The following is an 11,542-nucleotide window of genomic DNA, read 5'->3' as shown; positions in this document are numbered from 1 at the left end:
GCTGTGGCACGCCCTGGCGCACAACCTGATGCGCATGCGCAGTCTGAACATCGCGTTCGAGGCCTGAAGCAGGGCGCGCCGGGCGCCCTTGGCCGCCGCACACGCTCGCCAGGCCTTGCACAGCCGCACAAACGGCCCTCACACCGCTCCCGCTGCGCATCGGCTCCCGCCTCCTCGCGCCACTGCGGCAATCAGCAGCCATGCGCTCCCCACGGTCGATCGGCGGTTCGTTCACGGCTTGTCAGATCGGCAGCACGTTGATGAAGAAGCGCTGCAGCCAGCCCATGGCCTGCGACTCGGGCAACTGGCCCCGGCCGCGCTGCTCGATGCGCACATTGGCCACCGAGGTCGAGGCCACGGTGTTGCCCGGCGCGATCTGTGCGGGATCGATCTGGCCCGAGAAGCGCAGCACGTCGACACTGGCGTTGACGCCGATCTGCTTCTCGGCCGACACCACGAGATGACCGTTGGGCAGCACCTGCACCACCGTGGCGGTGATGCTGCCGCTGAAGTTGTTGCTGTTCTCGCTCTTGCCCTTGCCGCTGAAGGTGTTGGCGCTCTGCGCCTCGGCACCCAGCTTGGCCATGCCCGAGGTGCCCAGCAGCGGCAGCGAGGTGATGCCGGCCGAGGTCGTTCCGGCACGGTCGATGGTGCTGGTCGAGCTCTGGGCCGCCGTCACCTTCTCGGCGATGGTGATGGTCACGAGGTCGCCGACCAGCCGCGCCCGGTGGTTCTCGAACATCGGCCGGTAGCGCGTGGCCTGGAAGATCGCCCCGTTGGGCGGCGCCGACGGCTGCGAGGGCGTCGGCGAGCCGGCGGGGACGGCCGCCGCGGCCGCGGCCGGCAGCGCCTGCGTCGGCAGCACGATGTCGACCGACGGCGGGCCCACCAGCGACTGGCACCCCGCCAGACCGGCCAGGACGGACAGCAGCAGCAGCAGGCCCGCCCCCACGCCCAGCACCCGCAGCACCGGGGCCGGCCGGCCGCTCACAGCTGCCCCAGACGCGACAGCATCTGGTCCGAGGTGGAGACGGCCTTGGAATTCATCTCGTAGGCCCGCTGGGTCTGGATCATGGTCACCAGCTCGGTGACGACATTGACGTTGCTGGTCTCGACCATGCCCTGGTTGAGCACGCCGAGGTTGCCGGTGCCCGGCGCACCGACCTGCGGACCGCCCGAGGCCGCACTCTCGATGTAGAGGTTCTCGCCGCGCGGATCGAGGCCGGCCGGATTGATGAAGTTGGCGGTCTGGATCTGGCCGAGCTCGACCGTCTCGGTCTGCGTCGGCAGCTTGACCCGCACCGTGCCGTCGCGCGCCACGGTGATCGAGTCGGCATCGGCCGGCACGGTGATGCCGGGCAGCACGGCATAGCCGCCGCTGGTCACCAGCTGGCCCGTGGAATTGAGCTGGAAGGCCCCGTCACGCGTGTAGCCGGTGGTGCCGTCGGGCATCTGGATCTGGAAGAAGCCCTGACCGTTGATCGCCAGGTCCAGCGTGTTCTCGGTCTGCTGCAGACCGCCCTGGCTGAAGTTGCGCGACATCGCCACCGTGCGCACGCCCAGGCCCACCTGCAGGCCGGTGGGCAGCTGCACGCCCTCGGCGTTGTCGGCACCGACCTGGCGCAGGTTCTGGTACATCAGGTCCTCGAACACCGCGTGGCCACGCTTGTAGCCGTTGGTCGAGGCATTGGCCAGGTTGTGCGAGACCGCGTCGAGGGCGGACTGCTGCGCCTCCATGCCGGTCTTGGCGATCCACAACGATCGGATCATCTCGGGCTCCGGTGGCGGCGCGCGCCTGCGCGCACCGCGGTGCAGGCCCCGGGAGCGGGGCCGGTCGGTGCAGGCCCCCCGGCCTGCCCATGACCGGCATGTTGCGTTCGACTTGAGGGGCTCCAAGCGTGGAAAAGCGGGCGCCCGGGCCCGCTTTCCCCACCCGCCGGACCCGGCGCCGGGCGGTGGGCCCCCGGCGCGTGCGAACACCGCTCAGGTGTTGGACAACAGGCGCGTGGCCGAGGTCTCGCGCTCCTGTGCGGTCTGCAGCATCTTCATCTGCTGCTCGAACTGGCGTGCGGCGGAGATCATCGCCACCATGGACTCGACGGCGCCGACATTGCTGCCCTCGAGCGCGCCGGACTGCAGACGGGCATTCGCGTCGGCCGGCAGATCGGCCCCGTCGGCGGCACGGAACAGACCGTCATCGCCGCGCTGCAGCGGCGCCTCGGGCGTCACCAGCTTGAGCCGGCCGATGCCCTGTGGCGGGCTGCCGGCCACCGTGGCGGTGATCAGGCCGTCGCTCGAGATGTCGAGCTTGGCATTGGCCGGCACCCCGATCGGCCCGCCATCACCGAGCACCGCCAGACCATTGCGCAGCCGCAGCAGGCCATCGGAGGCGACCTCCATGCCACCGCTGCGGGTGTAGGCCTCGGTGCCGTCGATGCCCTGCACGGCCAGCCAGGCATTGCCCTTGAGGGCCACGTCCAGCGGGTTGTCGGTGGCCTGGACGGGGCCGGCCTCGGCGTTGTAGCCCGGCGTGCTCTCCAGCGCATAGACCCGGGTGCTGGCCCCGTCGCCACGCACCGGCACCGCGCGGAAGGCGGTGAGCTCGGCCCGGAAGCCGGTCGTCGAGACGTTCGAGAGGTTGTTGGAGACGACGTCCTGGCGCTGCATCGCGGCCTTGGCGCCGGCCATCGTGAGGTAGATGACACGATCCATGTCGGGGGCGGCGCACGCGGCGCAGGGCAGATGGCAGGGGCCGGAGCACGGTGGCGGCCGGGACGCGCCCGCCGTCGCTCAGGCCGGCGATGACCGGCTCAGCGCAGGCTGACCAGGGTCTGCATGACCGAGTCCTCGGTCTTGATGGTCTGCGCATTGGCCTGGTAGATGCGCTGGGCGACCATCATGCTCACCAGTTCGTTGGTCAGGTCGACGTTGGACTCCTCGACCGACTTCGACTCCAGCAGACCCAGGTTGCCGCCGCCGGGCACGCCCAGGATCGCGTCGCCGGAGTCATAGGTTCCGGCCCAGACGTTGCCGCCCAGCGGCTGCAGGCCCTGCGAGTTGCGGAAGATCGCCAGCTCGACACGGGCGATCGGACTGGACTGGCCGCTCGAGTAACTGGCCATGAAGGTGCCATCGGAGCCGATCGAGACCGACGTCAGCCGCCCCGGCGGGAAGCCGTCCTGCGAGACGTCGGTCGGACCGAAGACCGAGCCGAACTGGGTCATGTTGCCGAGGTCGAACTCGACATCGGTGATCTCGTTCCAGGCGTCGGACACCGTCTCGTCGGTCGGCGCCGGGAAGGTGATCTTCAGCGGCAGCGTCGTCTCCGAGCCATCGAGGTTGTAGATGGTCGGCGAGGTGCCGTCGTCCGGAAAGCGCAGCACGGCCTGCGGCACCGGGTTGTCACCGTCGACCTCCACCGGCGAGCCGTCGATGGTGGCGTACATGTTCCAGACGTTGCTGTCGGTCTTCTGGAAGTAGTAGGTGACCGAGACGGCCTGCCCCTTGGAGTCGTAGAGGGTCTGCGAGGTCGCGTCGTTGTAGGTCTTGTCGTCGGTGAAGTCGATCGAGACGTCGGCGGTCTCGCTGTAGGTGGCCTCGTCGCGCGCATCGAGGTTGATCTCCAGCGAGACCTCGGTGGTCTGGCTGGGCGCGATGCCGGCGGTGGGCACCTGCACCGGCGTGGCCGGGCCGGCCAGCAGGCTGCCTTCGGCGTTGACCGCGCGGCCCAGCAGCTTCTCGCCACTGGCGTTGACCACGTAGCCGCTGCGATCGACCTGGAACTGGCCGTTGCGCGAGTACAGCGTGGTGCCGTTGGAGTCCTGCATCTGGAAGAAGCCGTTGCCGTTGATCGCGACATCGAGCGGGTTGTCCGTCATGCTGACGTTGCCCTGGCGGAACTGCTGGGCCACCGTGGCGACCTGCGTGCCCAGACCGATGTTGGTCCCGTCGGCGCCGGACGAACGTGCATACACGTCGGCGAACTCGGCACGCGAGGCCTTGGCACCGACCGTGCTGGCATTGGCGACGTTGTTGCCGATCACCGACAGGTTCTTGGCCGACGCGTTCAGACCGCTGACACCCTGCTGGAAACCCATGTGCGTGACTCCTGTGAGACTGGTGTGGTGTGGCAGGCACTCTAGTGCCCGTGAGCTTCACCCAAATGGTGAACTGAGGGCCCTGCCCCGGGCTGTTCGGCCGCGCCCCCCGACGCTGCCGCAGCCCCCTTGGCGCGGCCGGTGCCGCGCGGATTCAGTGCAGGCCCTTGATCGCGCTGTAGCCGACCGAGCCGCTGTGGGTGGTCTGCAGCGCCAGCGCGCTGCCACTGGTGTTGACCGAGGTGACCTGGTCGTACATCAGCTCGGTGGCCGTCACGGTGGATCCGCTGCTGGAGGTGGCCACGATGTTGAAGCGGTAGCCGGCCGCATCCGTGGGCGCCAGGTCGCCACCGTCCCATTCGAAGCTCTGGCGCCCGGCCGACTGCGCGCCCAGGTTGACGGTGTCGACCACCCGGCCCGACGCGTTGAGCACCTGCAGCTCGACCTTGCTGGCCGCCGAGGCCAGCTCATAGGCGCCGCTGCCGGTGCCTGCCGCGTCGTCGACGCTCATGCGGTCGCCCTCGAGCATCACCTCGCGGCCGACCATCGACGCCCCCTGCAGCGCCTGCATCTGCACGAACTGCGAGCCCAGCGACTGCAGCGACTGGTTGACCGTCTCCAGGCTGCTGACGGTGCTGATCTGCGCCATCTGCGAGGTCATCTGGGCGTTGTCCATCGGGTTCATCGGATCCTGGTTCTGCAGCTGGGCCGTCAGCAGCGTCAGGAAGCGCTCGTTCTGCTCCTGCGCGCTGGTGGCCGAGGTGCTGCTGCTCGAACTGCTGGTGCTGCTGGCGCTGGTGCTGCTGCCGTTGAGATAGGCGTAGGGATTGCTGCTGGTGCTGCTGGTGGCGGAGGTGGTGCTCATCACGGGCTCACGGACGGGGGGAAGGCAGGCGTGCGGCGCCGGGCGGGCGACGCGATCGATGGCTCACGGCGCAGGCGTGTGCAGGGCGGCCGACGACGGCCTCAGCCCTGGCCCATCTGCAAGGTCTTCAAGGCCAGGCTCTTGGCCGTGTTCATGACCTCGATGTTGTTCTGGTAGGAGCGCGAGGCCGAGATCATGTTGACCACCTCCTCGACCGCATTGACGTTGGCATAGGTCACATAACCCTGCTGATCGGCGGCCGGGTGCTTGGGATCGAACACGCGCCGGCCGGGGGTGTCGTCCTCGCGCACGTTCGACACGCGCACACCGGCCGAGGTCAGCTCGTCCATGTAGGTGGTCTCGAAGACCACCTGGCGGTTGCGGTAGACCGAGCCGTCGGGGCCGGCCACGGTGTCGACGTTGGCCAGGTTGCTGGCCACGACGTTCAGGCGCTGGGTCTGGGCGCTGACCGCGCTGCCCGAGACGTCGAAGATCTTCAGCATGCTCATGACGGGGCTCCTCGGGAGTGCGTTTCAGGCGGGGCGGCGGACGGCGGTGGCGGAACGGCCCGGGCGGATCACGGATCCGGACCTCAGCCCTGGTTGTGGCTCTTCATCGCATCGCCGAGGGTGCGCAGGCTGCCGTTGATGAAGCGCAGCGCGGCCTCGTACTTGACCGTGTTCTCGGCCATGCTGGCGCGCTCGCGGTCGAGGTCGACGGTGTTGCGGTCGACCGCATCCTGGCTGTGACGGGCCCAGATCAGCGTGCTGGTGGTCTCGTCGCTGAACACCGGCTGCGCGACATGGGCGGCATCGGTGACGGCCAGCGGCGGCGACGGGGGTTCACTGGCGGTGCCGGTGGCCTCGCGCAGCGCACGGGCGAAGTCCATCTCGCGCGCCTCGTAGCCGGGCGTGTCGGCGTTGGCGATGTTCGAGGCCAGCAGCCCCTGCCGGTCGGCCCGCAGCAGCAGGGCCTGGGACTGGAACTCGAGCGCCTGGGTCAGACGGTTCATGGCAAGGCCTTCAGGACGGCGGTCAGGAGCGACGGGCGGCGAGGATCCCGTCGCCGTGGCATCGGGTCCCCCACGGGCACCGACCCGGCACCGGGCGGTGCGGTCCGGCCGGTGGCCGCAGACGACCGGCATCAGGGGCAGGATGCGGCCGATTCTCGACAGCGCCCGCCCGGCCATGAGCCGGATCAGCACCGCGATGGGCGGCCTGTTCCGGCCACGGGCCCGCACGGCGCGCCCGCATGATGTCGCCCGTGAACCCACGCTCCACCCCCATGGCGTCCGCCGCCTCCCGCGACGGCCTGCGGCTGCTGCTCGGCACCGCGGTGCTGGCCGCGGCCAGTGCGGCGCTGCTGTCCTGGCCCGCCCAGGCCGCGGTCGATGCCGACACCGCCCGGCCCACGGCCCCGGCCACGACCGACGGCGTGGCCGCTCCGCTGGCGATGGCGCCCGTCTTCGTCGATGCGCTGCACGCGATGCGCGAGCGCCTGACCGCACTGCCCGTGGCCGCCGAGGGCCCGCGGCCCGCACTGCGGGTCGAGGTCGAACCCGGCCGCATCGACCCGCGGCTGCGGCTGGCGCCCTGCCGGCGCGTCGAACCCTGGCTGCCGCGCGAGCTGCGCCTGACCGGTGCCCCCCTGCGCATCGGCCTGCGCTGCGTCGATGGCCCGGTGCGCTGGAACGTCCATCTGCCCGTGACGGTGCGGCTGTGGGGCCCGGGCCTGGCGGCCACCGCCGACCTGCCGGCCGGCACGGTGCTGCAGGCCGCCCACCTGCGGGTGGCCGAAGTCGACTGGGCCGCACGACCGCAGGACGCCGCGCTGGTCGATGCCACCGCATTGGAAGGCCGTGTGCTCGGCCAGGCGCTGGCCGCCGGCACGCCGCTGCACCGCAGCGCACTGCGCGCACGCCGCTGGTTCGAGGCCGGCGAGACCGTGCGCGTACGCGCACACGGTGGAGGTTATGAGATCAGCGCCCAGGCCCGGGCGCTCGGACCGGGCGTGGAAGATCAACCGGTCCAGGTCAAGCTGGACAACGGCCGCATCGTGCGGGGCACGGCGCGTGCCGCGCAGCTGGTGGAGCTGGCACTGTGAGCAAGCGGACCGCATCCGTGTGGCCGATCCGACGGAACCTGAGCGGGACCGGGCGGATCGTCCAGCGACGGGCATGCCACACTGTGGCGGCTGGTCGGACGCTGTCACGAGCGCTTTCGACAATCGACGGACGAGGCCCTAAAGTCCGCGGATACGGGGCCGATACCCCGTCCATGTATCAGGGTCAGGCGGGTCACCCCCACTGCTGGAGTCCATCATGAAGATCGGTCAACTCGAGAACAAGGCCATCCAACCGGCCGCAGGCGAACGCAAGTCCGCCTCGACGGCGGCGGCTGCCGGCACCACGGCCTCGAACGAGGCCAGTGCGCAGGTCCAGCTGTCGGAGACGGTCAGCCAGCTCAGCGCCGGCGGCACCGAGGGCGTGTTCGACGCGGAGAAGGTCGAGCGCATCTCGAACGCGATCCGCGACGGCAAGTTCCAGATCAATGCCGACGCGATCGCCGACAAGCTCATCAGCAACGCGCAGGAGCTGCTGAGCAACGTCGGCGGCCGTCAGGGCTGACGGCCGGCGTCCCGCCCGCCGTCGCCCAGGTCGTCGGAGCCCCACCGTGCTGAGCCATCGGGCCGAGCATGAGGCCGTCGCGCGTCTGGTCGAGCTCGACGCGTCGGTCGGCGCCGTCGAGGCCGGTCTGCGCGCCTTGCACGAAGCGCTGCGCGAACGCGACGCGCCCGCCGTCAGCCAGCAGGCCGACGAGCTGCTGCAGGCCCTCGAGACCGCCGTGCGACAGATGCGCACGGCCGCACGCCACGGCGGCGTGCCCACCGAATTGCGCCTGCGGCTGGCCCGTGCCGGCGCCCAGGTCGCCCAACAGCGCGAGATGCTGGCCCGCGCGACCGCGGCGCTCGACCGCGCGATCGATCTGCTGCTGCCCGACGACACGCCGCTGACGCGGCTCTACGACGCCCAGGGCCTGGCCCGGCCGTCGCCGCGCGGCGGCGGCTTCAGGGCCTGAGCGCCTGACGGGGCCCAGGGCCCCGGCAGGGCGTCACCGGACGCCGCTCACTGCACGGCCGAGCTGGCCGGCGGCGCATCACCCGGCGCCGTGAACAGGCCCGCCGCATCGACTGGGTCGAAGCGGTAGAGCGCCCCGCAGAACTCGCAGCCGACCTCGGCCGCCCCCTGCTCGGCCAGCAGCGACGCGACGTCGTCGGGCCCCAGGCCGCGCAGCATGCCGGCCACGCGCTCGCGCGAGCAGCGGCAGGCGAAGCGCGGCGCCTGCGGCTCGTAGACCCGCACCGTCTCCTCCCAGAACAGCCGATGCAGCAGCTGCTCGACCGGCAGCTGCAGCAGCTCCTGCGGCGTGACCGAGCCGGCCAGCGTCGCGATGCGGTTGTAGTCCTCGTTCAGCCCGATCTGGTCCTCGTCGCGTGCCACGGCGGCGCTGCCGGCCAGGTTGGCCGCGCCGGCCAGCGGCAGCCGCTGGATCAGCAGACCGGCCGCGCGCTCGTCGTCGGCGGCCAGGATCAGGCGCGTGTCGAGCTGCTCGCTCTGCAGCATGTAGTGCTCGATCACCTCGGACAGGCGGTGCAGCTTCTCGCGCCGGTCGCCGTGCAGCGGCACGATGCCCTGGTAGGGCTGCTGGCCGGGCTGGCGGTCGCGCGGGTCCAGCGTGATCGCGCAGCGGCCCTGGCCCTGCAGATTGACCAGCTGGGCCAGATCGGCCTCCGGCGCCTCGACCACCGTGCCCTGCACGGTGGCGGTGGCGCGGAACGACAGGTCGCTCTGGGTCTCGACCACGGCCAGCTTGACCGGGCCGTCGCCATGCACCTGCAGCACGATGGCGCCGTTGAACTTCAGGTTGGCCTGCAGCAGCACACCGGCCGCGGCCATCTCGCCGAGCAGGCGGCGCACCGGCGTGGCCAGCGTGTAGCCGCCGTCGTCGGGCGTGCGGCGGCGCTGCAGCAGCGCGCGCCAGCTGTCGTCCAGCCGCACCAGCATGCCGCGCACCGGCAGGCCTTCGAACAGGAATTTGTGGAGTTCGTCCATGGGAATGTCCGCAGGGGGGGTACCGGGCGCACCGGGTGCAGGAAGCGCAGGAGGCGCAGGAGGCACAGGGAGGGGCGCCGGTCGACGGCACGAGGCCGGCGGTCGCCGCCCCGTACGGCGCCGCACGACCGCCGCCCGGGCGGCGGGGCTGACCGACAATCGGCGCCCTGCCCGGTGACCACCGGCGTCCGACCCCGGCGACGGGCCGACCGACGCCGGCCCCGACGTCGAGAAAAGACCCGATTCTACGGATGAGCCTGCGCCCCCTCGCCCTGCAAGCCCTGTGTCTGGCCGACCCCGAGGCCAAGGCCGATGCCGCGCTCGATCTGCACGCGCGCCTGACGGCCGGCGCGCTGGCCATCGATCCGGCCGAGCGCCTGACCGAACCGGCACCGCCGCAGCGCCTGCCCGGCCGCCCCGAGCGCCCGCGCCTGGTCGAACCGGCCGAGGTGCCGCGGCGTTCACCGTTCAGTGCGGCCGGCCGCGCCGCGCTGCTGCACGCGGTCTGCCACATCGAGTTCAACGCGATCAACCTGGCCCTCGACGCCGTCTGGCGTTTCCCCGATCTGCCGGCCGACTACTACCGCGACTGGCTGCAGGTGGCCGCCGAGGAGGCGACCCACTTCCGCCTGCTGCGCGCCCATCTGCGCACGCTCGGCTGCGACTACGGCGACCACGAGGCCCACGACGGCCTGTGGCGCATGACCGAGGCCACGCGCGAGGACTTCATCGCCCGCATGGCGCTGGTGCCGCGCACGCTGGAGGCGCGCGGCCTGGACGCCACGCCGCCGATGCAGGCCCGGCTGCGCCAGGCCGGCGATCTGGCCGCCGTCGCCATTCTCGACATCATCCTGCGCGACGAGGTCGGCCATGTGGCCATCGGCAACCACTGGTACCGCTGGGCCTGCGAGCGCGCCGGACTGGACCCGGTGACGCTCTATCCGCAACTGGTCGAACGCTACCGCGCCCCGCGGGCCAAGCCGCCGTTCAACCTGGAGGCGCGTCGGCGCGCCGGCTTCAGCGCGCAGGAGCTCGACGCGCTGGGCTGAGGCGCCGCGGGCCGCGGACCACGCCAGCGGTCACGGCACGACGCCGGCAGCGGGACCGGCGCAGCGCCCGCCTGCCCGCTCGCCCGTCCGAGTCAGACCTGGCGGTCCCGCGCGGTCTCGTGCGCGTCCGCCGCGGGCTGTCCGGTCTCGGCCGCCGTCTCGCCGAAGCGCTGCATCCAGGCCTTGCGCAGCAGGTGCGGCAGCAGCAGCCGCAGCGGCATGCGCAGCGCGTGCGAGCGCACGTACAGCAGCCAGCGGGCCAGGCCCTCGCCCTGGCCGCGTGCGCTCGGATGGTGCGGCCGCAGGCCGACGGCCAGCAGCGCGCGCAAGGGCAGCCGGCGCCAGGCCGGCGGGCGCAGCGCGTGCACCGCCGCACGCTGTGCGGCCGGGACCTCGCGCCCGAACAGCCGCTGCAGCTGATCCAGCGCATGCCACAGCGGCACGCCCAGGCCGAGCGCGCGCGCACGCTGCAGCAGCTGCGGCCAGAAGCCGCTGTCGACGGTCTCGAAATGGCCGATCAGGGCGCGCAGGTCCAGCAGGTCGCGCAGACCGTGGTCGAACTCGCCCTCGCCGAACAGATGGGTCGCGCTGTGCAGCACCATGTCCACCGGCTGCAGCATGTACAGCGGCGGCAGGCCCGGGGCCAGTGGCGGCAAGGGCACCGCGGCCTCCAGCAGCCGGCGGCCGTCGACCCGCCAGGCCGAGGTCGGCGGCGTGATGGTGTGGTGCACGTCGAGCGCGGTGCCGCGCTGGATGTGCTCCAGCGGCGGCAGCTCGTGCATCCACTGGCGGTAGTAGCGCTGGTTGTACGGATCGCGCTCGGCGGCGATCCAGCCGGCGGCTGCCAGCGCGGTCTCGGCCTCGGTCAGACCTTCGGCCGCCAGCAGGATGTCGATGTCGCCGAAGGTGCGGTCGCGTGCCGCCGCCAGACCGGCGGCCAGGTAGGCCGCCCCCTTGAGCAGCACCAGCCGCGTGCCCAGGCCGGCCAGTGCCTGCTGCAGCTGCACCAGCTCCCACATCACGCCCTGCTCCTGGCGGCGCACCAGGAAGCTGGCGCTCAGCAGGTAGGCACGCGGGCCCGGCGGCACGGCCTGCAGATCGGCGACGGCCTGACCCGCCACCCGCGCAGCGGCGCCCGGAGCATCGACCGCCGCCCGGGTGGGCGCCGCGGCCACGGCGGCTGGCGGTAGGCCCTCGCCGGCCTCCTGGCGTGCCAGCTCGCCCAGCCGCTGCGCCAGCCGGGGCAGCAGCTGGGCCGCCCGCGCCTGGGCGAGCAGCGCATGCCAGCCATCGGCATCCAGCGCGTGCGGGAAACGGGCCGCGGGCTGCCACAGCCCGCTGAGCAGATCGCCGCGGCGGTCGGCCACGCCGACGGTAAGGTCCAGACTCATCGGCGCCGCATTCTGCCCGGGATCGGTGC

General features: G+C 71.9%; 13 protein-coding genes. 4 read left to right on the top strand and 9 right to left on the bottom strand.

Annotation, left to right across the window (positions count from 1 at the left end; genetic code table 11):
* Positions 1-241: 241 nt before the first annotated feature.
* The 7 genes from AACH11_RS06015 to flgB form a co-directional block, all read right to left on the bottom strand.
* On the bottom strand, positions 242-991 hold the full coding sequence (locus tag AACH11_RS06015; protein WP_341373286.1) for a flagellar basal body L-ring protein FlgH: 750 nt from the start codon (positions 989-991) through the stop codon (positions 242-244).
* Positions 988-1,770 (bottom strand): flagellar basal-body rod protein FlgG, encoded by a 783-nt coding sequence (gene flgG, locus AACH11_RS06010; protein WP_341373285.1) that lies wholly within the window; start codon positions 1,768-1,770, stop codon positions 988-990. The genes AACH11_RS06015 and flgG overlap by 4 nt, the downstream gene beginning before the upstream one ends.
* Positions 1,771-1,983: 213 nt before the next feature.
* Positions 1,984-2,712 carry a flagellar basal body rod protein FlgF gene (locus AACH11_RS06005; protein ID WP_341373284.1) on the bottom strand — a complete coding sequence of 243 codons (729 nt, stop codon included), beginning with the start codon at positions 2,710-2,712 and terminating at the stop codon, positions 1,984-1,986.
* A gap of 98 nt (positions 2,713-2,810) precedes the next feature.
* Positions 2,811-4,097, bottom strand: coding sequence for a flagellar hook protein FlgE (flgE, locus tag AACH11_RS06000; RefSeq protein ID WP_341373283.1), 1,287 nt, complete (start codon positions 4,095-4,097; stop codon positions 2,811-2,813).
* 154 nt (positions 4,098-4,251) lie between these two features.
* Entirely contained in the window at positions 4,252-4,962 is a 711-nt protein-coding gene (locus AACH11_RS05995; protein WP_341373282.1) for a flagellar hook assembly protein FlgD, read from the bottom strand.
* A 101-nt stretch (positions 4,963-5,063) separates the two neighbouring features.
* Positions 5,064-5,471 (bottom strand): flagellar basal body rod protein FlgC, encoded by a 408-nt coding sequence (gene flgC / locus AACH11_RS05990; RefSeq protein WP_341373281.1) that lies wholly within the window; start codon positions 5,469-5,471, stop codon positions 5,064-5,066.
* A gap of 83 nt (positions 5,472-5,554) precedes the next feature.
* A complete protein-coding gene (gene flgB / locus AACH11_RS05985; protein WP_341373280.1) occupies positions 5,555-5,974 on the bottom strand; it encodes a flagellar basal body rod protein FlgB in 420 nt (139 codons plus the stop codon).
* Between the two features lie 272 nt (positions 5,975-6,246).
* Here flgB and flgA point away from each other — a divergent pair, with 272 nt between their 5' ends.
* The 3 genes from flgA to AACH11_RS05970 all read left to right on the top strand — a co-directional run bounded on the left by flgA (position 6,247) and on the right by AACH11_RS05970 (position 8,039).
* Complete coding sequence (gene flgA, locus AACH11_RS05980; RefSeq protein WP_341373279.1) at positions 6,247-7,065, top strand: flagellar basal body P-ring formation chaperone FlgA; 819 nt, start codon at positions 6,247-6,249, stop codon at positions 7,063-7,065.
* Between the two features lie 217 nt (positions 7,066-7,282).
* Positions 7,283-7,588 (top strand): flagellar biosynthesis anti-sigma factor FlgM, encoded by a 306-nt coding sequence (flgM, locus tag AACH11_RS05975; protein ID WP_341373278.1) that lies wholly within the window; start codon positions 7,283-7,285, stop codon positions 7,586-7,588.
* Between the two features lie 46 nt (positions 7,589-7,634).
* Complete coding sequence (locus AACH11_RS05970; protein ID WP_341373277.1) at positions 7,635-8,039, top strand: hypothetical protein; 405 nt, start codon at positions 7,635-7,637, stop codon at positions 8,037-8,039.
* A gap of 47 nt (positions 8,040-8,086) precedes the next feature.
* Here the strand turns inward: AACH11_RS05970 and hslO are convergent, their stop codons facing one another.
* Positions 8,087-9,073 carry an Hsp33 family molecular chaperone HslO gene (gene hslO, locus AACH11_RS05965; RefSeq protein WP_341373276.1) on the bottom strand — a complete coding sequence of 329 codons (987 nt, stop codon included), beginning with the start codon at positions 9,071-9,073 and terminating at the stop codon, positions 8,087-8,089.
* 251 nt (positions 9,074-9,324) lie between these two features.
* Between hslO and AACH11_RS05960 the strand changes: the two genes are divergently transcribed.
* The gene (locus AACH11_RS05960; protein WP_341373275.1) at positions 9,325-10,122 is read left to right on the top strand and encodes a ferritin-like domain-containing protein; all 798 of its coding nucleotides are present in this window, start codon (positions 9,325-9,327) and stop codon (positions 10,120-10,122) included.
* A 92-nt stretch (positions 10,123-10,214) separates the two neighbouring features.
* On the opposite strand, the gene AACH11_RS05955 is transcribed toward AACH11_RS05960, so the two are convergent.
* Positions 10,215-11,513 (bottom strand): nucleotidyltransferase family protein, encoded by a 1,299-nt coding sequence (locus AACH11_RS05955; protein ID WP_341373274.1) that lies wholly within the window; start codon positions 11,511-11,513, stop codon positions 10,215-10,217.
* Positions 11,514-11,542: the final 29 nt, after the last annotated feature.

Origin of the sequence: Pseudaquabacterium rugosum (assembly GCF_038066575.1) — a bacterium.
GTDB lineage: Bacteria > Pseudomonadota > Gammaproteobacteria > Burkholderiales > Burkholderiaceae_C > Pseudaquabacterium > Pseudaquabacterium rugosum.
This window is presented reverse-complemented; position numbering and strand designations above follow the sequence as displayed.